Below are 24187 nucleotides of genomic sequence, written 5' to 3' on the forward strand. Positions count from 1 at the left end.
GGCTAGCAGTCGGTGACCAAATACTCAGGGAAAATTAGCTCCCACGACAACGCCCACAGCGCACTTCGAGCGTGCGACACTGGTCGAGGTCACAGTGGAGTCTCAACTGGAGATTCAACCACGGATTCAGATGACTCGGTCTCTGACTCGGTATACGCCGAAAAGATATCCTCTAGTGAGGCAGTCTCGGTCTCGAATCGTTGTGGGGTAGCTCCCAAGCGGTCAAGATGGTTAAGCGCATCAAGATGACGTCCATGCGCGCACTGAACACGAAGCGTCGTGCCGCTGACCTCGAGGTTTTCGATCCCGTCGAGTGTCGTCAACGAGTCGATATCGTCGGGGACGTGATCGACCGAAACCTGTAGTATGGTGTTGTCTCCGACTGCATTACGAAGCGAGTCAATCGAATCAATCGCCAAAAGCGAGCCCTCATTGAGAATACCGACGCGATCGCAGACCGATTCCACTTGAGCAAGGCGATGGCTGGAAAAGAAGATTGTTGCGCCCCGGGCGCGTTCGTCCCTGATGAATTCTCGCATCAACCGAATGCCGTTCGGGTCGAGCCCGGTCGTTGGCTCATCGAGCAACAGTAGATCGGGCTCGCCGGCGGCTGCCATTGAAAGTAAGAGTCGCTGGCGCATCCCTCGAGAATAGCCAGTCGCGACGCGGTCGGCGTCTTCAAGTAGGCCAAACCGATCGAGTAACGCATCGGGGTCGTCGTCAACGTTCCGAGAGTCAAGCTCGAACTCGACGTGGTCTCGGCCGGTCCAGTCAGGCATTACTTCGTATCCGTCTGGCACAACGCCGGTACGTTGACGAATTGCCGTCGCATTCTCTGTTGGATCAATCCCAAACACTGACGCCGACCCCGATGTCGGATAAATAAACCCGAGTAGGATGTCGATTGTGGTAGATTTTCCAGAACCGTTGGGTCCCAGAAAGCCGAAGACTTCTCCGTTCTCGATGGACATCTCGAGCGAATCGAGCGCGGTGGTCTCACCGTAACGTTTCGTTAACGAATGAGTTTCGATAGGATTCATCTACCTATCCGTTAGTGTTGAAAACGTATCAATTTGACTGTGAACGGTTATTTGACTTAGGTTGGTATGGGTCCGACAGAAGGAGAATTGGCAGTAAACTAATGGGGAACCCAAACGCATATGATGATATTCACACTATATATGCTAGAAGGAATGTATCTGAATCGAGAGAACAGTAAGTATCGGTTCCGGGGTATCGCTAAGCGATTTCCGCTGGCGACTCGGCACTTCAAGACGAAACTGAAGAACCGTTACTACTGGCTGTATGGGTTCATCATATTTGTAGCCGGAATGGGTGCGGCAACCGACCTCTTATTCAATCCGGCAAGTGGTTATCAAGGTGGAAGCGCGTATGTGATTGCTACTTTTGCCTGGGCAATCAGGCTTTTCGGTATTCTCGGAGCTAGTGTTGCAGGGTACTCATTGGTAACGGGTGATCAAGCAAGTGGACGGATCCGATTAATACTGAAACTTCCACATACGCGGTGGAAGTACGTTTTCGAGAAGTTCCTCGGTGAGGGCCTCGCGCTTATTACGGTGACCTCGCTTGCAACGATCACAGGATTCGCCATCTCGACAATTCTCTATGGTCCACCGCCTGTCCTTCCTGCTGTTGAGGTCTTAATTGTTCAAGAAGGATTTCTGCTTGTCTGGCTCTCGATTGCGACGGCGACCTCAATGGCTGTTAAGACCAGTCGTCGAGCTATTGCTGTTCCGGTGGCGCTCTACCTTTCTGCATGGGCTTGGAAGCGCGTTATGAATTCGATCTTGCGTGGGATCGGGGAACAATCAATTGCCGTTCGCCTCTTCGCGTACCGACTGGAACCGTCTCGTGCTTATAATGTTACCGTAAACTGGATTTTCAATCTTCCAAACTCGGACTTGATGGCGCCGCTTCTGATGGAACACGTTGATCCGAATGGATCTACAATAATCGGCCCTCGTATCGTTTCAGAACTTGTCGGCGACGTTCCGTGGTTTCTTTCGGAATGGGTATCGGCTCTCGTACTCGTGTTATGGGGAACCGTTCCAATGCTCCTCGCCTACCGCCGGTTTGCAACAACTGACATCGCGTGAGCGAAAAAAAAATAAGCTTCCAATGATTGGATTTTTGGTGCTGATCGTGGTCGAGTTGACAACAATGTGAACCATCTCAGGGAGCGTCGCGTCTGCTGTGGCCTGTACTGATAAACTCTTCAGAAAGAGGAGTATGACAGAACAGGTATTTTCGGCCGGGTAGCCGTGATCAACTGACCAGCCTGAACAGACACACTGCATCGTGCTAGCGCGGGAGACATCACCCCCAAAACTGTTATGTATTCTATAATTACAATAGTATTCTTGTCACGCTCATATTTTCCAGCCAGTCTGGAATTCTGATTGTGAGCTGTAGAATTGTATTCTGGCAATGAGATTATTGTGACAGCATGACTATTGATAAACAAATATGATACCGATGCAACATTCGTCAGTAATCAACATCGTTCTCTCCTAGGCAGAACAAGCTCAAGACACGCTTACAATAGATGAACGAGAACTGCTTCGCCAAGAAGTGTCTTCACACAACACATTTCATCTGTATCTGTGTTCGTTCCAATAGAACAGAGAACTACCAAAGATTCGCGCACCGTGGTCATTAACAATCCATCACAAGTACGTCAATAAATATACAAACACTCGCTACAGGCTTATTTCAAAATGTAGAACAGGTTTTAATATTATAAAAGATGCTTATCGGAGATATGGTCCCTGACACGAATGAACTTGGCCTTCGAAATTGGAGAAGAAAGCTGGGTAAGAGAAGCTGAACCAACGGAAAACGAGATGAATAACACTTATGTAGATAAACCATAAGTATCAATTTAATGTCCTCTCGTAGGAGAGTTCTAAAGGGAATAGCGGCATCAGGTATTTTCTTCTCAGGTTGTAGCGGACCCGCAGTTACTCAGCCAGAACTCCGTCGGGACTTGGGCTTCCGTCGAAAGAGAAAATTCCACGTCAATCAGACAGATATAGATGCAAACCGTCCACTGGTTAACGGGTATTTAATTGATAATGAAGAGGATGCGTCAAACCTCAACTGGGATATGCTTCTGAATCGAACGGCAAAACCATATCAACAGACAAATTATTCCTCTGATTTCCTCATCCTTCTAGTTGGTCTCGTCGATGCGGGGAATCAAATTTCAACTAATCAATGGGATTTTGAGCTTGATGATCAAGCAATGACTTTCAGACTAGAAATAACAGGGGAGTCAACTGAGCCAGATGAGCCAATTTATTCATACAGACTTCAGAGATGGAGTGACGGAACTCTTACTAACACCAACTCAGTCGAAACTACTCTCGTGTGAAATTATTTTCGCCAATTACGAGGAGAAGATAGCCAACACTCGATAGAACGTTGAACAGATAGTCACCGTAGACGACATTACCTTATAAACAAGATACGATATACGATAGTATACCGGTAACAATACTTAGATAATACATCGGTTTATGAGATCATATTCGTGTGATTGAGAATCATAACTACCATTTTTGATCCTAATATCTGAATAAAGTGGTAAACAGGCATTCTTGGCACTGTCTAGTTAACAGTTTGAGGAACGAGAAGGTCGTTGAGTTAGTTGGTCAAAATGCTCGCAGACCTGCTCAGCGAGTGCTTTGCCACGGATTTAGAAGAAGCATGGGAACGTGATCGGACGGCGACGTCCCAAACTCGCGACGCGAGTTTGTGGGCTCGAAAGACGCTTTCGTCTTTCGAACGTTGACGAGACGCGAAGCGTCTCGTTCGCACACCAGAAATCTCCGATTTCTGGGGACGCCCGTCAAGGCGTTCGCCGTCCAACTCCACGCGATCGGCTGTTCACTCAGAGAGACAAAAGAAATTCTTCGATTGCTCGGTATTGAACGTTATTATCAACCTTTTTAGCAATAGGTACATTTGCTGGCTGACAGCGGTCATAACCCGTGAGGCGAAGCCGAAGCGGGTTGCAGTTGACGAGGCCGCTGTCAAAATCAATGGCGAGTGGTCTTGGTTGTACGCTGCAATAGACACCGAGACAAAGCTGATTCTTGACGTCGAGTTGTTTGGACGTCATGGTACCGATCCGGCCGCTGCGTTATCCATCGACTCTCGGAGAAACACGATTTCTCAGACGCTGTGTTTCTTGTTGATGGCTACGGCTATCAGACTACCCTCTCTCGGTTAGGATCGAGCGGTCAGCTTGACTACGTTGAGCGAAACCTCATCGAAGAGTGGTTTCTGCTTCCATAATTCGTGTGGGCAATCATGCAAGCGCCCGCGAGTGATTCATTCAATTTGCGCAATACTATAACATCTAACGACTGCATCAAGTGCTCGATGGACGAACACCGGTTGAAGAGGTCACTATCCCATCTTCCAAGGTTGTGGGAAGCCACTAACTTCGGAATTCGATTCTGTTTCATGCTTTGTTTTCATTATTTTCCAGATTTGACACTTTATTAGTCATTGAAAGCCTCAACATCCGACCCAAAAATTATTAGTGTCAAGTAGTAATAATATTGATATGGTCTCACCGCTCCCTACCCGCACCCTCCAGACAGAATGGCGATTCGCGCTTATCGGCGCACTAGCCTCGCTGCCCGTCGCTGCCGTTGTGAACTCGCTACCGAACTCGGAGGCAACCCTCGGTGGCGGTGTCATGATAATCGGAGCGTTCATCGGGGGAGCTATCGCCGCAATCCGCTCGGCATCCCCGGATGCTGCAGGACTTCGTGCTGGGTTCCTTGGTGGCGTCATCGCAGTACTCACGTTCATTGTGACAGTAGTCAGTGCCGCGAGCAGTGGTACGGTGGCAGCATGGACACTATCCAGAATCGTATTCTGGGTCGCCGGTGGAGTATTGGTCCTCTGCGTCGCCCCCATATTCGGTCTGGGATGCGGGCGTGTCGGTGGATGGGCGGCAAACACCGTCTCCTCACGATGGGCAACCGGCGCAAACGCGTCAAAATAATCCTACGACAGACTGCTAAATATCGTTTCAGTACTGACCAAAGTTAGAGGGTAAGCTCGAATTCTAGCGGGCCTATCCTAATCCCCAATACATCTACTGCTCTTCATCAGGTTCTGTAACGCGCCCGTCACGGTCGGCCTCAATGAGTTCACGAAGTCGAGTATCGAGCGACTTCGAGCGTGGAACGGTATCTTTCCAAGTCTCCCAAACCTCATCATCAATCTCGAAACTGTATGTGGTCATCCCGTTAACTCTCCCTGAGTATTTGTGACTATATCTAAGTTCTGGCCACAGTTCCTTAACAGTACTCACTACCTCTAAATTGGATTCAGTAAAATTAAGTGTAGTTGCAGACAGGCTACATATGAGAGTGCAATGAGTCAAGAAAGAAGTTGGATGAAGATCGGAGCCGCTGTCGCGGTGTTCTTCATTTTACTCAATATCGTCTCCTACGTTTGGTTCCCTTTCCTGCCGTGGACTGAGCAACGGCAGGCGGGCGAAGAGATTGTCGAACAACAGATGGACGCAGAGAAGGCACTCGAAAACTACCGCTGGTTCCGTTCGCAGTATCACGACATCGAAGCACAGCGCGAGCAGGTCGAAAACAGCTACGACGAGCTTGAACGGTTCTACGAGATTCAAGGTAAAGACCCAGGCGACTGGAGCCGAGAGGCCGAGGTACGTCACGGGAGAATCCAAGAACGCATCACAGGTAACCAAAATATGCTTGAAAGCATGGTAGCAGAGTACAACGCTCGGAGCGACGATGCGACGCGGTCGGTTTTCAAGTGTAATCTCCCGTACAGCGTCGATGATCGATTTGCAATTACTGGTCCGCCGGGAAGCGACGCTCCCGACCAACCACAGGACAAGTACGTTGACGGTGCAGATCCGGACAAAGAACCCCCGAAGCCTGAGGAGTGCGATGCACTGCCTGAGGAGGTGAACGCATGAATCGAAAGAAGATCCTACTCGCGGTATCGGCAGTCGCATTGATCGCCCTCGCAGGGTGCGGAGGCGGTGGACCATCTGGTGAAAAACTCGGGCAGGATACCGGACAAGATATCTCGAACGTCTCCCTGGGGGAGTCGTACATGTACGAGGTGAAAATAACCGAGAAAAACCAGTACGGGCTCGTCCAAAAGCGACCACCGTTCATCATGGAAGACTCGCTTGAGCGTCAAAACCTCATCAAGCGATATGAGTACCTGAACGACAAGAATAACGTCCACCACGTCTACATGATGTCCAACGATGGGAAGGTCATCAACTACGAAGTCGCACAAGGAAAGGTCTCGTCAGTCAACAGCAAACTGACGAACGACCTCCAGCCGGTTCGAATCCCGGGCTGTGACGCACACAAGAGCGGAAACGACTGTTGGAAAGTGGTCGAGTCACCGCAAATGGATGGCTCATACGGTAAGAACGGCGACGCGATTTTCTTCTTCACGACCGACGGCCACTACGTCGAATGGAACGGGCTGTACGTCGTGAGCGAAGAGCCAAAGAACATCCAGACGCAGGTCTCGCTCGTTGACATCGACGACAGTTCCAACTCCGACGACTCCTCGGAGGAGACCACAAACGAAACGGCGAACAACAGCACATCATGAAGCGTCGGACGTTCATCACCGGGGCAGTCGGTGTCGGAGTTATTGCCGTTGGTGGAACGTCAGCCGCGTACGTCTTCGATCAGAGCAAAGAAAACTCAAAAGAGAAGGTCGCAAAAGACGTCCCTGAGAGCGTTGAAGAAGTCAAGCCGCTCGCAGAGGCATTTCACAAGCGAATTTCACCGCACTTCGACGATGTTCGTGTGTTCATCTCCCGCGACGGCGAGATCATCATGGAATACGCGACGAACACGAAAAGCCAGAGTGCACTCAACACGGAGTTCAGCCAAATTGCAGCAGAGTACGCTGATGTAGCTGCTGACTACAAACCGACGACGCTTTCGATGGTCACCGGACCAGTTCAGGGAATCGTTCCCGTGTCGTCGCTTAAGGCCTACCTCCGCGACGATATTAACAAGAAAGCGTTCCTCCAGACAATACAGGTGACTGACGTTGAGCGAAACAACAACCGCTGAACCACAAACTACACAGGAACGAAAGCTCGCATCTGGCTGTGAGAGACGCCACTGTGACCGAGAAATATTCGACGAAGCCCGAGTGACCGTGTCTGTCGGCGACATCGAACAGCAGTGGTGTCCGCAATGTGTGCAAGACGAAATGGGACTCGATTACGCTGCGTACGAAAACGAACAAGAGTCCCCCATGCGATATATCTCAGCACAGACGGTTACTGCGTTTCTCGCAGGGGCAGCGATCATGCTCCTGATCAGTTCCATACTGATCGTGTGAGAGACGCCCTGTCTCTGTAGCTTCTTTTTTGCCCAACCAAGAACCGTAGGAGTTGTACTTCGGTCACGTACGTGCCACGTAGAGAAGGATAGTGAAATCCCGTTCAGCGATACCGATGCTAGCTACTTACCACAAAATGAGATATGTTATTCTATCCCAATGAGAATCGGCACTGGCTTCATAATGACGCACATCAAATTGTGGTATATGTACACAAACATCCTTGTCCCGACAGACGGAAGCGACCTCGCAGAACGCGGCCTTGAACACGGAATGGAACTTGCTCGAGAGCACGGTGCCCACCTCCACATCCTCTTCGTCGTCGACGAATCCGTTTACGGAAGTACACCCGCACTCAGCAGCTACGAGGCATTTCTAGACAAAATGGCCGACGATGCCGAAGACCTTGCAGAGGACTTCATCGAGGAGGCCACCGAGCAAGGTATCGACTCAACTATGTCAGTTCTTCGGGGCGTGCCTCACGAGGAGATCTTGAACTATACCCAAGAAAACAATATCGACGCTATCGTTATGGGCAAACGCGGAGCGGCCGGCGTTGGATACCCACACATCGGTTCAGTTACCGACCGCGTTATCCGAGAGGCAGAGGTTCCAGTTATCCCGGTATAATCCACTCACCAAACTCGTTTATTCAGTTAGCTGCCAACGACACGACCGTATTCCTCTCGTTACATATCCTCCCAGTCGTCAGCAAACTTGCGACTGAAGTCGGACTCCTCTACGATGGAGAATTAGTCGCCGAGGGTCCTCCAGAGATGCTCATAGAACGATGGGAAACCGGCGAAGAAAGTACGCCCGAGGATGTCTTCCTCGAAGTAACGACCGATAGATCCTATAACACTGATGAATCCCCAGAACCGCGGAAGGAAGTCAGATGTGAGTGTTACGTCAGCACAACATTCTATTTACGCTTCCACATCTGTAACCCGATGTTCAAAGAGTCGTTCACCCGTTTCCTCACAGGTGACGGCAAACACTTTATGTGTGCTACAACAGGATTCAACAACTTCCTCACCGATCTGAATGTCTCCCCCCGTCGTGGGACACGTTTCCAGGAACATTCGAAGGCTATTGAGGACCTGTCCCTTTTTCTGCGGTTCGTAGGTGTCCCAACTGGGGATCTGAGATTGGAGAACACGACTGGCAGCAATGTCTGCGATGAGCGCAGGACGAGACGGCCACTGGCCGATCCGTCTCGATTCAGATTTCAGGAGACGGGCTTCGTCCTGAGTAACGAGGTCGAACTGACGGTCATCATCTTCAAGTCCGAAAGCTTCAACGACCGCTTCCGTAGAAACCTCCTCGTCAGCAAGTGTCTCAATCTCCTCAAACCACGCCGCCTCGAACGATTCGGTGAGACAGAGATCATCCGCATCTGCACACAGTTCCAGAATCCCGTGAGCGACGAAGAAGTCTTCAAGGTCATCCGAAGATGACAACTGCTCAGCAGTGGTTGAGTCAGTATCGCTCGTCGTTGCATCCTCCATCGTCGCTGCTTCGTCGGTTTGCGTAGCCCCCTGAGCGGCGTCCGTCGTCGATTCGTCCGCTGCGTCAAGACCATCGAATCCGGTTGCAATGTCGGGTTCTGTGTCTTTTCCGAACCACCGAAGGATAGTCGGCGGAAGATACTGCTTTGTTAACGTCGGCGTTCCCGGAATAAGGTATCCGCGGAGATAGATTAACCCGACAGAAACAGAAACAGCGACCCATCCACCAAGTTTCGATTTGCGTGCGACGAGTGAGCCGAGTAATGCGGCGATAACGAGATTCAACACAGTACAAGGCTCACACCTGTTTTCTCCGGTATATTCGGACTGACGGAGGGTGTCAACTATGTCAACTTTCATCCGAATAAGGCACACGAACTCAGTTATTATCTATTTTTCCCGTACGTAGAGTACGATACTTCCACGTGGTGAGAGGATCGAACCGCCCATCAGCAACAGCAGTATCGACCACTCTTACACCCACAAGGACGCATTATCTCGCTACCGAGTGATTACCGCCAGTTAGACACAACATAGTCCAAAGAGCTAATGCTCAAATTGAGAAAATCAACTATGACATGGATAGAGGCGTAATTGAAGAATATCTGAATATATTAACTAGATAGTTCCTGAGCTTCTGAAGGCACACTGTTACAAACCGAATCTGGGGTTATGTGTAGTGATTAGAGGTCGACACGCTGGAACCGAACATAACCAACAAACAATGCTCCACCGCCGAGTATGACAAGTGCGCCAATCGAGAAGAAGAGCAGCGACAGTTCACCCATTGGGACAGCGGTATCTTTCAGTGAGGTGATCCACTCGCCGACCCAAATAAGCGTATGAATCGGATTGAGCCATTCCACGTAAAGAAACCAGGCGGGACTGTTCCCGGTGGCCGCCGCGTTCAGTGATGGATAGTCAACGATCCTGCAAACACTAGCGAGAACAGGCACATGACTACCATATCCCAGATCCTCGTAACTGGACTAAAGAACAGGTACGTGCCACAAATAGCAGCTAAGACACGAAACGGTGAGGTGAATGCTGCGGAAACACCGACGACAAAGGTGGTCCAGACGCTGGTGTAGAACAGAAGCCACCCGGCAGTCAACCCGAATGCGACGAGGGGAATACCACCGTAGACACTGCTCATCAACACGCCGAGAACCACAAACAGCGGCAGCAGCGTGACCACGACGAGCGACAGCCTCGACACAAGTTTCGCTAGCAAAACGTCTCGTTTGGTAGCAGGAAGTCCGAGGCGAAGTTTTAGTGTTCCTGACTCCCGTTCGCCCACAACTGCTCGAAACGCGAGGGCGACTGCGAGCGCAATAAATACGTCCGGAAATGAAACGGGAACAGAGACATCGCCTCTCGTGGCGAGGTCCAGATTTCGTGTCGAATTCCTTCTACGAGGTTCGGAATAGTAACAAACAGCAGTAGCACGAACGCTCCCAACTTTCTTCTAAATCCGCTGCAGAGCGCTCGCTGAGTTGGTCTGCGAGAGCTATTCCAAACTCACTCAACGGCCGACTCATTCCTCACGTTGGCTTAACTAGACACCGCCAAGAATACTGATATTACCTTCTAATTAGAAAGTAAACTGGGCAGTCTACGACTTACCGTTACCTATTCAGGATCGAATGGAATACGCAACTCGCCCATAACCAACATGGATAAGCCATTCGACAGCCCAGACTCAAACAGAATTAAATATCCCTTCACAATTGGTCTATAACATGCATATAAGTCATCCAGCATCAGAAAAACATCTAGAGGGGGGGATCAAAACGTCAATTCAAAACCAGCGGGAGGCATTCGAGAAGCAGGGAATTTCGTATACACCGCGGTTTTCTCGTGATGCAGAGATACTGCATCTGAACGTTCCAACGCCCCGTACATACGTCCAACTTCGACGTGCGAAACGAGCGGGGATTCCAGTCGTGATGCACACACACGAGATCGGCGAGAACTTCCAAGAGAGCTTCCGCCTATCGACCACGTTTTCCCCGATTGTCCGCCGGTACGTAGATTTCTTCTACAAACGCGCCGACCACTTAATCGCCCCATCGGAATATGCAAAACGAGTACTCAAACAGCGTGGACTGAACACACCAATCTCAGTCGTTACGAACGGGATCGACCCGGATCGCTTAGCTGGTGTGTACACAGGCGAATACAGTCCGAAATCGACAATAGAGAGAAACGGAGAACAGGAAAGTAGACTCACCGTAGCTAACGCGTCTATCCTCTTCGAACGGAAAGGACTATCCGACTTTACAGCCGTTGCTCGTCAGCTACAGGATGTGAACTTCGCCTGGTTTGGCCCTCGATTTAATCGATTTCTCACTGGATCCAGCGTAGATAAAACCATACAACAGGCACCGAGCAACTGCGTATTCCCCGGGTTCGCAGACGACGTACGAGATGTCTACGCTGCAAGCGACGTATTTTTCTTCCCGACAAAAAGTGAGACAGAAGGAATCTCGATCATCGAAGCCGCATACTGCGGGATTCCAATTGTCACGCGGGATATCCCAGTCTACGAACCGCTCTTAGAACACGGCACGCACTGTTTGAAGGGAAGTTCGGTAGAGGAATTCAAAAACCACATCAAACTACTGCAGAACGACCCGGAACTCCGGAAACGACTCGGAGAGAATGCACGAGAGCTCGCAGAGCAATTCACGATTGGTGCAGTAGGCAAAGAGCTAGAAAGCGTATATCAGACTACAGTTTAGTTCGCTTCTGTATCTGAAGACAGCAACGTCACATATAATCGCTTGAACCTTAACGGTCCTTAATACCGGGGAGTTCTACTTGAACTCGGCCTGCACGAACTCCGGCGCGTCCTCGATCTCCACGACCGTCGTCTCGTGAACGCTGTGTGCTTCTTCGCCGTCGTAGTCGACGTAGTACAGCTCGTCGACGTGAAAGTGCATCAGTTCCCGTGTGCAGAACTGGAGTTCCCACGGACCGGTCGGATACGTCGTCCAGAGCAGCCACGGCCCGTTCAAGCTGCCCGGTGGCGACTCTCCGGGATTGTGCGCGAGCCACCACTCCTTGTCGTCCTTCCGAGGTATACGGCGCAGTTGAACCGATGATCACGAACGGGGATTTCGTTCCCCAGTTCGGCAAGGGTGACGTGTACGAGCTGGTGACGGCGCACGATAGCGTCGATCAAGAGGGATTCGTGGCACGCGTTCCGACGAAGAACACCCTCGACGATGGGATCACTGTAACGGTCGGGGCATACGCTTCTTCGATCGGCGGAGAAGACCTTCAGGTCCGCGTCACGGCGACCAAAGGCGGTCGTGAACTAGCAACGCTGTACGCCGACGCCAAGACCTTAGAGAACGAGGAGAACGGGTATCGGAACTTCATTCCTTCCAACGCTCAAGGCGGCGTCATCTCCGATAGCAGCGTGTCGAAACAGGACATCCCCGGATGGAGCGACATTCGTGACGCCGCTGAGTCAGTCATCGAGAACGGCCAAGAGATCCTGAGCGGTACCGCAGACAAGTTCACTGAAACTGCCGACTACCTTGGCGACGAACTCGATGGTGCCGTAGACGAGGCCTACGAACAGACGGAACCGCTGTTCGATTCGGTGGAGCTCACACCAACCCCCGATGAGGAACCGCCAGTAGATCTCGTCGACAAGGCAAACGAGCTTGGTGCCGAGTACGTCGAGACGGTCGATCTCAAACGAAGCTGCTACATCGTCGGTGTCACGCTACAGCGGCGCGATCTCGGTTTCCATGACAGGTGTCGGCGCAGGAGCCGGGACGCTCGCGATTCTCGGCGCGGGCGCACTCGCAACTATCGCTGGTTGCCAGCTGCTTGATCTCATCAATACTTTTAAGGCCGACTCAAGCTGTAACTTCAGATACGCGTACATCTTCGAGGAGACAGACATCCACGGTGACACCGAGAACTGGCTAATCGCGGTGCTCTGCGAGTAATCGACCGAGATCCGGCTTTGACCCATGACCAAATCATCACAGGCGACCGACGACGGGACCGAGATCAGATCGGACTCGAAACGAATGAGGTCGATCCTCGCAGTCGTGGGGGTCGGCACACTGGTAATAGGGGCATGGAAACTCGTCGCCGGCAATCCCGTGACGGCCGGGTCGATGTTCGTGTTCACAACACTGTGTGTCGCAAATCTCCGCTCCGAAACCGTCCGCCGATGGATGGACGATCATCCGATCGTGGTGTTGATCGCACTCATTCCCGTGGCCGTCGTCGGTGTTGTCGCCGCGATGCCGTAACCGACTGAAATAAGAAACGGCATCGGATTTTCGAGCGTCATCCTGAAGACTGACTCTCACACCCATTTCAGATATCACTGCTTTGTTGAATCCGATGACGGCGTGGGGATCACTGTTTGAGAGCTTGTTCGAGGTTGTGGACTGCGGCGGTCAACACGAGTTCGCGGAACTCGCGGTACCATGCGCGAGGGTGGACAGCGGGGCCGAACCGACGCTTGATGGCCGAAAAGGCGGTCTCGGCCATCCAGCGCTGACCGTATAATTCGCTGTCCAACCGTGCGTTGTGGGCGTGATCGTACGCAGCGAACAGTCGATGGCGCAGCAAGGGCCGGACGCCCTCTGAACGGAGGGCGTCCCGGAGTGATTGGTCGTCATAGCCTTTGTCGCCGGCGAGAATCTCGATTTTTTCTCGGTGTTGCGAAGAGCGACTCGACGGCCAGTTTGGGTGTCGTGAAGCCAGTGTGCCGAGCAGTGACGACGACGTTCCTCACGCTCGCCGGCCAGCACATCGGGTTCGACCCACCCGACTAACCGGCTGTTCTCCGCTGGGTTCGCTCAGCGCGTAGCCGCTGCTCTCGCGTTCTCCCCCAGTTTTCGCGTGTTTCATCGGACACTCGGTGTCGTCGCATCGAGATAATATCTCGCACCCCCTGATTTCCCGTCGAAGAACAGCGGAACGACCGGAGTGCCAACCGATTATTCAGTCACCTTTCCATCTTCTTTCTGTATCCAACTCATCCTCGACATTAGAAAAAGCCAATTTGCGTTTTACAGACGAAAAGAGAGGTCGTGCTCTAATTTAGATTCGATGTATTCCTGCTCTCCAGCTAAGCGATGTGGAGTCCCATCGCTACTCTTTGTTCAGTGCAGGTTTCAATACAGCAGAAACCGTACTTGGCTCGTGTAGCGATCAGTTCCGCTGTCTACTCGGTCACAGCGCTCTAAACAATTATGGTACAGGTTTCAGCACCGGGGAAGTCTGTAGTGGCAAAGAAACTAAATTGATGAGTAGCAGTCTTATCTACAACTTCTTGGCGATACTCGAACAAGCGCCGCGGTATATTACGTACCATGGTTCCAATCCCCTCTCGAACACTCGTATCCGGGGTTCCGTTAACCGGGGATGTTTTCAATTTGCATTGGTTGTGAAATTATCCATCCCAAAGTAAATAACCGATCGCATGACAACCAATTATCAGATGAGTCTCAGCATACAAAATCTAGGAAAACGGTACACCGAAGACGTCTGGGGCGTTCGAAACATCGATCTTGAGTTAGATACCGGTGTTCACGGTCTTCTCGGACCGAACGGTGCTGGCAAGTCCTCGCTCATGCGGATGATTACGACCGTTATGGAACCGACAAAAGGGTCAATCAGGTGGAACGGCACGGACGTACTCGATTCGCCGGGAACGATCCGATCGGTTCTGGGCTACCTTCCGCAGGATTTCGGCGTGTATCCCGATTTGACATTGGAGGAGTTCCTCGAGTACGTCGGTGCGTTGCGGTCGGTGGACTCGAAGACCGTGGCCGCTCGTATCGACGAACTGATCGCGCTGACGAATCTGGAACAGGCTCGCGACCGTAAACTCAAGACCTTCTCCGGCGGAATGCGTCAACGGGCAGGAATCGCCCAAGCGCTACTCAACGATCCGGGACTGTTGGTGGTCGACGAACCAACAGTCGGTCTCGATCCGGAGGAGCGTGTCAGATTCCGCAATATCATCTCCGATCTGTCGTCAGACCGTGTTGTGATACTCTCAACACACATCGTACCGGACATTGAGGCCACAGCGAACACGATTGCCCTGCTGGACGACGGGGAACTACTCACCCACACTGATCCCGAGTCACTAATCAAGACTGTCAAAGGGAAGGTCTACACGTACACCACTGACCAGTCCAACCTCGACAAGATCCGATCCGATCAGATTATCTCGGGCACTGTCAGTCGCTCGGATGGCATCGAACTCCGGGTGATAGCCGAGGAGCCACCGCATGAGAACGCACGTGTTGTCCCTCCAACGCTTGAAGATGCCTACCTCTGGCGTGTTGGCCCACAGGTGGCCCGATAGATGCGCCAGATCTATCATGTGGCCCGAGCCGACTTTCTCCAGCGAGTCCGTTCGAGCCGACTGATCGCTTTGTTGGCGTTCGTTATATATCTCGGCTATCTCGTCAATACCGGGGAGATCGATCTCGTCTTTCAACAGTCCGTGGCTGGTGGCGCCCTTAACAACTACCGTGGAGTGAATAACGCAGCCTGGATTGGCGCTAAAGCAGGGTTGACAGGGAGCTTCTTTGTGGTGTTCGTTGGGTTCTATCTGGTTAAGAATAGTCTATATCGTGACCGGTCCACAGAAGTCAGTGAACTCCTCGCATCGATGCCGATCTCGAATCCCCGATATCTGTTAGGAAAGTGGTTGAGCAATGGAGCGTACCTTGGATTAATTGTCAGCGTACTGGGATTGTCAGCCGTCGTTGTGCATGTAGTACACGGTGTCGGTCCCACCAACCCGATCAAACTGCTCTTGCCAGTAGTACTATTGGCCATTCCGACTGCCTTTTTCATCGGTGGGGTTGCGCTGCTAGTCGAGACCGTTGAACCCCTGAACAACACCGCTGGCAACATCCTCTACTTTTTCGGCACGCTCGCGCTCATGAATGTTTTTTATACTGGGACGGTAGCAAACGGCGTCGTGTCCGGGATAACCGGCTACTTCGATCCGTTTGGATATACTCCAATCTACGTAGCAATGTACGATTCGGTTCTGTCTATCGCTCCAAACTACACTGGTGGCGTACCGGCTTTCGGACCGATTTATGTAGAACAAACAATATTTACTTGGAGTGGAGGGGGATGGCCGCTATGGGTGTACCCACAGCGTGCCGGAATGATCGTCGCTGGGGTCAGTCTCACGGTCTTCGGTACTCTCACATTCAATAGATTCGACCCATCGAAAACAGGGTCGGGGAGGACCACATCACTGCTCCGACGGCTGTTGCCGGAGCGGTCGTCAACTGAGAGCGTGACTGAACCGCCAGCACCGACGGAGGTCACACTTACACCAGTCAAAACACGAACCGGTAGCGGTCTCTTCCGAATTCTTCTCGGCGAGTTCCGCATGACCCTGTCCAAGCTCCCGTGGTGGTGGTATCTAGGCGCAGTCGGGATTATTGCAGCCAGCTTAATCCGTCCACAAAATAGAGGCCCAATTCTACTAATAGCACTCATCTGGCCAATATTCGTCCTGTCGTCGATGGGAGTTCGCGCACAGCGCCATCGTATGGAACCGCTGATCTTCTCGTCCAACAGCGCGTACACGCAACTCTTCGCCGAGTGGATTGTTGGGGTGACAATCATCGCGGTGCTGGTTGGGAGCAGTATTGGTCTTACCGCCCTGTTGACCTCGACACCAGTGTTGTTGGGCTATGTAGCGGCGATACTCTTCGTTCCGTCACTTGCTTTAAGTGTCGGTATCTGGAGCGGAAGATCAGAACTATTCGAAGTGCTGTATCTTGTTATCTGGTTTGTCGGCCCGGCCAACGGACTAAAGCCCGTAGTGTTCACCGCAACGGAAGCTACGGCTCTGTCAACAGTGAGCGTTATTGTGTACATCTGTCTGGGGCTCTGCTTGTTCGTGGCTAGCTTCGTTCACCGCTCTCGACAGATGGTTTGAGATTTGCTACTCTGAAGGGCGAAGCATTCGTCTCGATTTTTTGAGTGGCTGGGGTTCAGTCCGTTCCACCGCTGGCACCGATACCCCCGAGCGCTCGCTACGAAGTAATTGCGGTCGGGAGTGTGCATCAAGAGTCAACAGACAGTGTGTGCATGGGACATATAAAAGGACGAATCCGGTTCGACAATATTTCTGTAATTTCTTTATCACTTTTCTCCTGGCTAGAATTAATTACTTATCCGCCCATGGTCAAATCGTCATGTCAAGTGACACTACCGCACTGAACGTCCAGTACAAAGACGAAGGCAACCTGACGAATGATGTCGGTACTCTCGACCTCACTGAAACTCACGAGTCGATAGAAACCGACGAGGTTGAAAAAAAGATGGACGACTGGGTGGATAGCTGCTTCGTCGCAAGCTGTTAAACGGCACCCATTTCATAGAGTCGAACGGCAAGAACCTCCGCCTGCAGGCGGAGGCTAAAGCCGGCCGAGTGGCAAACCGCGTCTGATCGTCTTGAACCGATCTTTTATACTAATATTTAATCTACAGGCTGCCCCATTAAAATGTAGGAATTATCATACCAGATCTGACTCCGATGATGATACCTGTGCCCGAAAATTGTGGTAATCCACCAATTGGACTGCGAACCTGAAACTCCTACCGCTCAGAATTCCTCCGTTGCCACGGAAGAGAACAATTCAAGGTGATGATTCCTCCTACAGTATAAGAATTACCCGCGTCTCTTACAGTGGAGGTTACTTCTCTCCGAGAATACTTGAACAGTGTAAACACCAGACATGATTAATATAATAAGGACGTGGCCTGAACCACGGTACGATGGTAGTATTTGGCCTTTCCTTCGAAGGGTTCCCCCATTTTCCACTGAAAGAAGGCAATGACGGGTACCTTATTCCAGATGCATCAGTCGCTGAGCTATCTGAATGTCACAAGGAGGCTCTCAGTCAATCAGTCGCTACTGCGGTGGAAGCCGAATCGATGGGGTTCGAGTATATCGTTCATGCGGAACACCACTCGGAGCTTGTGACGAACAACTCCCCGAACCCGATCCTGACACAAACCGCAATTGCACGAGAGACTCAGGAGATCCGGCTGCTTCAGATGGCGAACATCCTCCCGTGGCACGAGCCAGTTCGTCTCGCCGAAATGCTCTCGATGCTAGATATTCTGAGTGACGGCCGGGTCGATGTTGGTGTCGGTGGCGGATCTCGCGATATTGCCACAGCGACACTCGGTCAGTATTGGGGTGGATCGTCGGCCCACGAACCAAAAAACGAGAAATCATTTGAAGAAAAATTTGAAATTCTGGTCAAGGCATGGACCGAAGATCTAGTCTCATACCACGGAGAGTTTCATCAGGTACCTCCGAGCTATACCGAACGGGAAATTAGCCATGACATCGCGTACTTTTCAGACAGTGTCTGTGAGTACGATCTTCACGACTACATCTCTAAAAAGAAAGACACGATAACGCTTGAGGGACTGCCAGTTATTCCACAACCGGAGCAGGAACCCCACCCACAGTTATGGCGACCGGCACTGTCATCCTCGTCGTCAACGTGGGCAGCACGTCGAGGGATCAACGTTTGTACCCATTTGTTAAGTATCTCCCAAACTAACGAAGTCGTCGACGCATACTACACCGCTGCCAAGGACGCTGAGTGGCCTGATCGTCAGACAGATTATACTGGGGAGGCGTTTAACTACGGATGGGATGCTCAGCGAAACCGAGGTGTTGGTATCATTATCTCCATGTTCAACACCGAAGTCGCCGACGACGGGGCGATTGAGCGATGGAAGCGCTCGTTCAAGCGCGATGAACAACAAAGAAGAAACGACCTCTCAGAGCCAATAAATGTCGATGAGCAGATTCAAGAACGGACAGCTCCCCTCTATGGGGATGCCGCTGAACTAATCAATGGGCTTGCAGAGGTGATCGAAGAGTGTGCGCTTGATGATGCGCTAATCATCTGTAATCCACACTCTGTCGGCCTTACACACGAAGAGCGACGAGAGCAGATACGGGCGTTCGCAGACGATGTGATGCCCTACTTCAGAGACGACCAGTATAAGTGAACGGTTGAGAGTGCAGATCCCCGGTAGAGTAACAGACGGAATAATACATATACGAGAGCTTAGAATTGATTGACTGTCTAAAGGTGAAAGATCGAGAGCAGTTGCATGGTCCAGGTTAGTTGGTTGAAACAGATTGCGAGCAATTGGAGCCACTGTCGGCGGGGTCAGAGATGAGCGTGTATTGCGAACGACTCAGTCCGGCATTGGAGTCTAAGACAATAACAGGCCGCCTGTAACAACGGTACGCCATCAACGATAAAGACTACCTCGGAAGCGCGACATTTTTTCAGAGTTCTTCGATATTTATGGCATCGGCCTGAGTCGTAAGCAAGGACAGATAGGTGTGAGAACCATTTTTGTTATCCACGATGCTTAAGCAAGTAACCCTGAACCTTCGAGCGGTATTCGTGACTGAGGAACTCTTAGCATACGGTGGGAAAAGGATGTTTTGAACCCCTAATGCTCTCGTCCTTGGTTGTTTCCTCGGGACTATGATAGCGTTTGACGAATTCGTCTATCGAATTAGGAAGAGATAGCAGCCACACAGGATACCCCCAAGTAGATTTCGTAGCAGAGGTCAAGGTCAAAACTCGTTCTTCGTACTATCCGGCATTTCATACGCTTTTCCTGAAGATTCTCGCAGTAGCCAGGACACTAATCCTCCTAAACCCGATTTCCCCGCGTTATATGCAGTGAGCAGTTTGACCATCTCTCGACAGCGGTCTGGAAAGTACTACTGCGCCGATAGAAGGGTTGACTAGCAGAAATTCTACGGGATCGACAATCCCAAGCGAGCCGTGAGACCGTAGGGTAGATATTGTATGATGATTCAGCAGAGCTTTTGAAAAATAATTCCAACAGAGATGGAATATTAAACCTGAACTATAAAATTCCACTGTGACAATAATAATATTGTAATGCTGGAATGAGTACATTCTCATAATCGTGACGAACCCACCGAGACATAATGAGGACGGGAGACCAGCAGATCAGTCTCAGACAAACAGTTGCTCCATCACCATTCAAGAACAGGATAGTAATACCGGTATCGGGATTTAATCTGAGAATATATGATTGGATTCGGCCGTAAGAGCGCTCAGATCTCACTAATCGTACGCCACTCATAACGAGGAAGACACATAAGAAGTGATACACATTTAGCACCTTGCTATTTCATAATATGACTGTCATTATTAGCTGTATAATTACGCTGTTTGTCAAAGAAAGACATCACTCAACCGAAATAGAATAAAAACAGTACCCTAGCAAGTGGCCAATCCGCTATTCTCAAAGGTAAATCCGCACTATCCACGCATCAAAGCGGTGCGTAGTCCGGTTACCGACTCCGAAACTATCCCATCGAGAGACTGTTTTCAGCGCGGTGAGTGCGGAGAACAGAAAAAGAGACTACTCGAATAGCTCAGCGTGGCGCTCAGCAAGTTCCGTGTATTCCGTTGCAGAGTACTTGCTGAGAAGTTCCTCGATATCGATACCGGCCTCAGACAGTGGAGTAACTTCCGCGGGAACACCCCGAACGAACGACTCCGGCGGAATATCGCGCCCCTCGGGAACAACACAGCCAGCGGCAACGATACTCCGCTCACCGACCGTCACATCCGTATTTATCGTGGCATTGAATCCGATGAGCGTGCTGTCTTCGACGACGGCCTCATTAAGCACCGAGCCGTGACCAACCATCACCCGATTGCCGATAGTTGAGGCGTGAAGGACAGCGTTATCAGCAACGTGTGATTCCGCCCCAATTCGGACCGAGCCGATATCACCCCGGAGAACAACCCCAGGCCAGACACTTGCGTTCGCAGCAACCCGAACATCACCGACAAGCGTGGACATCTGGCTCACATGAGCATCCGCGTCGATGGTCGGCGTGTCACCTTCGAACTCGTAGATCCTCGGATCGTTCATAGTGATTGGTACGTGAGATACCGCATTAAGTATTGTTCGTGTATCACGAATTAAGACACGCGACAACGGTACTGGTTCTACATTCATACACGGCAGACTGAAAGCTCGTGTACGAAGTGCGCGTACCGAGATAAGTGTGCGAACTGGAGTAGTTTCTTTGCGTGTGTGACAGTCAGTAGTAGTTACTGAGAGGACAAGACGATAACGAACGAACGCCACACCATGCAAGGAAACACCGTGATATCCGGTTTGTTTTAGTACCTCGCTGACAGTAATCGATGCACGAGTGGAGCACATCAGCACCACACAACGACCGGCCGTACTCTCCTGCGACAAACCCGAGGTAATCCGCAGTAAGAGCCTACTGCCACGGCAAACTCGAATTGACAGATCGTCCTTCACTCTCGCCTTTTCTTACCACTGAAGACCATAGAAAACCATCTGATGGTAGCAAATGGTACTGAGAGTAAATTATAAGTCGATCAGGCCAGTTTGTCAGAGTGGGAAATGACCGAGCAAGAAGAGAACAAGCAGATGCAGATGTGGCCGCCAGCGTTCCTCGAGCAGATGCAAGAGGCCGGTGAACGAACAATGGAGGCACAGAACCGGATGTACCGGCAGTTCCTGTCGTCGATGACAGGATCAGACGTGAGCGGCCTCGGCCAAATCGGCTGGCGCGACATGGCGACGTTCAAGACGCGCGTTCAGAGCGGAGGGCGCATCAGCATTCCCGACGCCGAACGCGAGACGCTCGATATCGAAGAGGGCGACATCGTCCAAACGATCGTTATCCCAATCAACCGAGACACGGAGTAATCATCATGAGCAGTAACCCCATAGAGACCACGTTCGACCTGCAGCATCAGTCAGTCAAACAAGCCCGAGAAATCGTTGAACAGAACGTCAAACTTCAACAGTCGATGATGCAGTCAGTCCCGGATGGCATGGACGCCCAGCGGTCGGTACAACACAGAGCTTCGGACCTCTCGAAGCAAGCACTTCACACGTATGCTGAAGCTATCGAAGCGGCGAGTCCGGAGGCCGAGATGTCGTTCGAGGATATGCACCAAGCAATCGACGATGGGTTCGACATGTTCAACGAATCGTTGGACGACATGTGGGACTACTACGAACAGATCGTCGATATGAACGTCGAAGCGTACGACGAGTTCGCAGACACGCAACTCAACTTCGTACACGACTCGTTCGACGCATTTCTGGAATCGTACGAGGCAGTCGAAGAGCAAACGATAGAGATAACGAATCCGGAAATGCATCCGGAGGACTAATTACATTAAAGAAACATATTGAACTATGAACTCCAACTCCGGTGGAGAGAGTCCACCAGGCGGCGACTGGGGATTCGAACAACTGAGAGAAGCATACATGGAGGGATTCGAACGGAACATCGAAGCCCAGTCGGCGTTCGTGGAGGCATGGCAGGACGCGGTTGACGAAACGATGCTGTCGGAGGAGGCGATGCAAGATAGTATCGAAGGCTACGTCGGCGCGTACGAAGTCTGGATGGACGCGGCTGAGGCCTCTCTCTCACGAATGAGTAGTGCGTACGAAGGAAAGGACGTCGATATTTCCAACTTCAGAGATATCTGGCTCGAAGCCGCCAACGACGCGTTCAAAGAGATTGCGTCCACACAGGGGTTCGCTACCATGACGGGCCAAACGGTCGAAGAATCATTCGGCCTCAGAGGAGACTTCGGTGAAATACAACGGGAGACGTTACGAAACCTCGGCGTTCCGACCGAGTCGGACATCGACGAAATCGGAGAACGACTCCTCGAATTCGAGCGACGACAGCACAAGGTAGAGCAGAAGCTAGACGAAGTCCTCAACGCACTCGAAGAGGAATGAATCCGTACAGTGCTCCGTTAGAGTTCCAAGCGCAAACGTGGGAGGACGCTGCCGAGGCCATCGAACAGATGACCGGAGCGCCCGACCAGCTGGAGCGAATGCAATCGGTTGAGGTCGGACAGACACCAAGCGAGGTTGTCTACTCGGAGAACAAACTCGACTTACTGCATTACGAACCGCGGACCGACGAGCAACTTGACGTTCCGATACTCATTGTCTACGCGCTGATTAATCGGCCGTACATCCTCGACTTGCAACCGAACCGGAGCGTCGTACGGACACTTCTCGACCAGGGTCTCGATGTCTACCTCATCGACTGGGGAGAGCCCTCTCGGCTCGATGCCAGTCTCACCCTTGACGACTACGTCAACCGGTACATCGAGAACTGTGTCGATGTCGTTCGTGACCGGTCCGACCAAGACTCCATCAACGTCCTCGGTTACTGTATGGGAGGAACAATGAGTGCCATGTACACCGCGCTCCATCCCGAGAAGGTACGCAATCTCGGGCTGATGGCGTCCGGACTCTGCTTCAACGACACTGGTGGCACCTTGGAGTTTTGGGGCGACGAAGAGTACTACAATCCGGAAGCGGTAACCGACGTATCCGGAAACGTTCCATCGGAGTTTCTCGACGTTGGGTTCGCACTCATGGACCCAGTCGATAACTACCTCACGAAGTACATCCGTCTGTTCGAGAATCTCGACAACGACAGCTTCGTGGAGAACTTCGCCCGAATGGAAAAATGGCTTTCCGATGGGATCGACGTCGCCGGCGAGACGTACAACCAGTTCCTACAGGACATCTATCAGGACAACAAACTGGTGAACGGCGAACTCATGCTCGGCGAACAGCACGTTGATCTGGCGAACATCGACATGCCGGTGATACAGATTATCGGCGAACACGACCATCTGATTCCCCCTGAGTCGAGTATCCCGTTCAACGATGCGATTGCCAGCGATGACACCATGGTCATCGAGTTCCCCACCGGCCACATCGGGCTCTCCGTCTCGAGCAAGTCCCACGCAGAACTGTGGCCGCAAGTTTGCGACTGGTACGTACAGCGGTCACAACACGAAGAGACGGAGAGTACCTCAGCGGAAGCAACCGACGAGCCAGCGACCGAGAGTGCAGCGGTCGAGGAGTCGGCCGAGCTGGAGGACATCACCGGAATCGGTCCGGCATATGCTACGCGGTTGCGCGAATCAGGTATCGAAACCTTCGAAGATCTCGCCTCAGCAGAGGTGTCGATAGCCGAACAAATAGACGTCTCTGAAAGCCAGTTCCAGCAGTGGATCGACGAGGCCAACGAACGTCTCAACAAGAACGACTAATCGTTCTTCTCTCCCATCGATCATTTTTACGTTTCAGACCGGACCGGACACACCGACGTATCGAGTGTCTGCGTTTGAATGCCTATT

24 protein-coding genes and 4 pseudogenes are annotated in these 24187 nt (G+C 51.5%); 21 read left to right on the plus strand and 7 right to left on the minus strand.

All coding sequences use genetic code 11. From position 1 onward, the window contains the following. Window positions 1-89: 89 nt before the first annotated feature. Entirely contained in the window at window positions 90-1040 is a 951-nt protein-coding gene (locus tag HBOR_RS14350) for an ABC transporter ATP-binding protein (RefSeq protein ID WP_006056123.1), read from the minus strand. Window positions 1041-1181: 141 nt separating this feature from the next. Here HBOR_RS14350 and HBOR_RS14355 point away from each other — a divergent pair, with 141 nt between their 5' ends. The 5 genes and pseudogenes from HBOR_RS14355 (at window position 1182) to HBOR_RS14365 (ending at window position 5041) form a co-directional block, all read left to right on the plus strand. After that, window positions 1182-2117 (plus strand): ABC transporter permease, encoded by a 936-nt coding sequence (locus tag HBOR_RS14355; RefSeq protein ID WP_241432405.1) that lies wholly within the window; start codon window positions 1182-1184, stop codon window positions 2115-2117. A gap of 788 nt (window positions 2118-2905) precedes the next feature. After that, complete coding sequence (locus tag HBOR_RS19320; protein WP_129786430.1) at window positions 2906-3394, plus strand: hypothetical protein; 489 nt, start codon at window positions 2906-2908, stop codon at window positions 3392-3394. Window positions 3395-3679: 285 nt separating this feature from the next. Continuing rightward, window positions 3680-3751: pseudogene (locus HBOR_RS19735) on the plus strand (IS6 family transposase); the annotation flags it as partial. A 113-nt stretch (window positions 3752-3864) separates the two neighbouring features. Then, window positions 3865-4388, plus strand: a pseudogene (locus HBOR_RS19325) (IS6 family transposase); the annotation flags it as partial. A gap of 206 nt (window positions 4389-4594) precedes the next feature. Beyond that, window positions 4595-5041, plus strand: coding sequence for a DUF5518 domain-containing protein (locus HBOR_RS14365; protein WP_006056120.1), 447 nt, complete (start codon window positions 4595-4597; stop codon window positions 5039-5041). A 93-nt stretch (window positions 5042-5134) separates the two neighbouring features. On the opposite strand, the gene HBOR_RS20065 is transcribed toward HBOR_RS14365, so the two are convergent. Continuing rightward, window positions 5135-5284 carry a hypothetical protein gene (locus HBOR_RS20065; RefSeq protein WP_006056119.1) on the minus strand — a complete coding sequence of 50 codons (150 nt, stop codon included), beginning with the start codon at window positions 5282-5284 and terminating at the stop codon, window positions 5135-5137. A 132-nt stretch (window positions 5285-5416) separates the two neighbouring features. Between HBOR_RS20065 and HBOR_RS14370 the strand changes: the two genes are divergently transcribed. The 5 genes and pseudogenes from HBOR_RS14370 to HBOR_RS20340 form a co-directional block, all read left to right on the plus strand. Next, complete coding sequence (locus HBOR_RS14370; protein WP_241432404.1) at window positions 5417-5995, plus strand: hypothetical protein; 579 nt, start codon at window positions 5417-5419, stop codon at window positions 5993-5995. Then, complete coding sequence (locus tag HBOR_RS14375) at window positions 5992-6654, plus strand: hypothetical protein (protein ID WP_006056117.1); 663 nt, start codon at window positions 5992-5994, stop codon at window positions 6652-6654. Before HBOR_RS14370 ends, HBOR_RS14375 begins: the two co-directional genes overlap by 4 nt. After that, window positions 6651-7127: a hypothetical protein gene (locus HBOR_RS14380; RefSeq protein ID WP_006056116.1), complete on the plus strand. Its 477-nt coding sequence runs from the start codon at window positions 6651-6653 to the stop codon at window positions 7125-7127. The genes HBOR_RS14375 and HBOR_RS14380 overlap by 4 nt, the downstream gene beginning before the upstream one ends. A 481-nt stretch (window positions 7128-7608) precedes the next feature. Continuing rightward, window positions 7609-8031, plus strand: coding sequence for a universal stress protein (locus HBOR_RS14390; protein ID WP_241432403.1), 423 nt, complete (start codon window positions 7609-7611; stop codon window positions 8029-8031). A gap of 23 nt (window positions 8032-8054) precedes the next feature. After that, window positions 8055-8273: pseudogene (locus tag HBOR_RS20340) on the plus strand (ABC transporter ATP-binding protein); the annotation flags it as partial. Window positions 8274-8327: 54 nt separating this feature from the next. On the opposite strand, the gene HBOR_RS14395 reads toward HBOR_RS20340, so the two are convergent. Both HBOR_RS14395 and HBOR_RS14405 read right to left on the minus strand, forming a co-directional pair. Then, entirely contained in the window at window positions 8328-9269 is a 942-nt protein-coding gene (locus HBOR_RS14395) for a hypothetical protein (RefSeq protein WP_013446554.1), read from the minus strand. Between the two features lie 547 nt (window positions 9270-9816). Further along, window positions 9817-10302 (minus strand): ABC transporter permease subunit, encoded by a 486-nt coding sequence (locus HBOR_RS14405; protein ID WP_144018718.1) that lies wholly within the window; start codon window positions 10300-10302, stop codon window positions 9817-9819. Window positions 10303-10651: 349 nt separating this feature from the next. Here HBOR_RS14405 and HBOR_RS14410 point away from each other — a divergent pair, with 349 nt between their 5' ends. After that, window positions 10652-11653: a glycosyltransferase family 4 protein gene (locus tag HBOR_RS14410; protein WP_013446556.1), complete on the plus strand. Its 1002-nt coding sequence runs from the start codon at window positions 10652-10654 to the stop codon at window positions 11651-11653. Window positions 11654-11728: 75 nt separating this feature from the next. Here HBOR_RS14410 and HBOR_RS14415 read toward each other — a convergent pair whose 3' ends face one another. Further along, window positions 11729-11929: a hypothetical protein gene (locus tag HBOR_RS14415; RefSeq protein ID WP_006056109.1), complete on the minus strand. Its 201-nt coding sequence runs from the start codon at window positions 11927-11929 to the stop codon at window positions 11729-11731. Window positions 11930-12012: 83 nt separating this feature from the next. Between HBOR_RS14415 and HBOR_RS14420 the strand changes: the two genes are divergently transcribed. Then, on the plus strand, window positions 12013-12759 hold the full coding sequence (locus HBOR_RS14420) for a hypothetical protein (RefSeq protein ID WP_006056108.1): 747 nt from the start codon (window positions 12013-12015) through the stop codon (window positions 12757-12759). 202 nt (window positions 12760-12961) lie between these two features. Then, window positions 12962-13189, plus strand: a complete 228-nt coding sequence (locus HBOR_RS14425; RefSeq protein WP_244880409.1) for a hypothetical protein — start codon at window positions 12962-12964, stop codon at window positions 13187-13189. A gap of 109 nt (window positions 13190-13298) precedes the next feature. On the opposite strand, the pseudogene HBOR_RS19340 reads toward HBOR_RS14425, so the two are convergent. Next, window positions 13299-13663 (minus strand): annotated as a pseudogene (locus HBOR_RS19340) (transposase); the annotation flags it as partial. Window positions 13664-14388: 725 nt separating this feature from the next. Here HBOR_RS19340 and HBOR_RS14435 point away from each other — a divergent pair. From HBOR_RS14435 to HBOR_RS14445, 4 genes are all read left to right on the plus strand, one after another. Continuing rightward, the gene (locus HBOR_RS14435; RefSeq protein ID WP_006056105.1) at window positions 14389-15264 is read left to right on the plus strand and encodes an ABC transporter ATP-binding protein; all 876 of its coding nucleotides are present in this window, start codon (window positions 14389-14391) and stop codon (window positions 15262-15264) included. Next, a complete protein-coding gene (locus HBOR_RS14440) occupies window positions 15265-16869 on the plus strand; it encodes an ABC transporter permease subunit (RefSeq protein ID WP_006056104.1) in 1605 nt (534 codons plus the stop codon). Window positions 16870-17128: 259 nt separating this feature from the next. Continuing rightward, entirely contained in the window at window positions 17129-17296 is a 168-nt protein-coding gene (locus HBOR_RS20070) for a hypothetical protein (protein ID WP_006056103.1), read from the plus strand. A 415-nt stretch (window positions 17297-17711) separates the two neighbouring features. Next, window positions 17712-18968 carry an LLM class flavin-dependent oxidoreductase gene (locus HBOR_RS14445; protein ID WP_006056102.1) on the plus strand — a complete coding sequence of 419 codons (1257 nt, stop codon included), beginning with the start codon at window positions 17712-17714 and terminating at the stop codon, window positions 18966-18968. Between the two features lie 1407 nt (window positions 18969-20375). Here HBOR_RS14445 and HBOR_RS14450 read toward each other — a convergent pair. Further along, on the minus strand, window positions 20376-20894 hold the full coding sequence (locus HBOR_RS14450; RefSeq protein ID WP_006056101.1) for a gamma carbonic anhydrase family protein: 519 nt from the start codon (window positions 20892-20894) through the stop codon (window positions 20376-20378). Window positions 20895-21401: 507 nt separating this feature from the next. Between HBOR_RS14450 and HBOR_RS14455 the strand changes: the two genes are divergently transcribed. Genes HBOR_RS14455 through phaC form a run of 4 tightly spaced genes read left to right on the plus strand, consistent with a single transcriptional unit; the run spans window position 21402 to window position 24100 of the window. Further along, a complete protein-coding gene (locus HBOR_RS14455; protein ID WP_006056100.1) occupies window positions 21402-21710 on the plus strand; it encodes an AbrB/MazE/SpoVT family DNA-binding domain-containing protein in 309 nt (102 codons plus the stop codon). A 5-nt stretch (window positions 21711-21715) separates the two neighbouring features. Continuing rightward, window positions 21716-22183 carry a hypothetical protein gene (locus HBOR_RS14460; RefSeq protein ID WP_006056099.1) on the plus strand — a complete coding sequence of 156 codons (468 nt, stop codon included), beginning with the start codon at window positions 21716-21718 and terminating at the stop codon, window positions 22181-22183. A gap of 25 nt (window positions 22184-22208) precedes the next feature. Then, window positions 22209-22763: a poly(R)-hydroxyalkanoic acid synthase subunit PhaE gene (locus HBOR_RS14465; protein ID WP_006056098.1), complete on the plus strand. Its 555-nt coding sequence runs from the start codon at window positions 22209-22211 to the stop codon at window positions 22761-22763. Further along, window positions 22760-24100 carry a class III poly(R)-hydroxyalkanoic acid synthase subunit PhaC gene (gene phaC, locus HBOR_RS14470; RefSeq protein ID WP_006056097.1) on the plus strand — a complete coding sequence of 447 codons (1341 nt, stop codon included), beginning with the start codon at window positions 22760-22762 and terminating at the stop codon, window positions 24098-24100. The genes HBOR_RS14465 and phaC overlap by 4 nt, the downstream gene beginning before the upstream one ends. Window positions 24101-24187 lie beyond the last annotated feature (87 nt).

Origin of the sequence: Halogeometricum borinquense DSM 11551, assembly GCF_000172995.2 — an archaeon.
Lineage (GTDB): Archaea > Halobacteriota > Halobacteria > Halobacteriales > Haloferacaceae > Halogeometricum > Halogeometricum borinquense.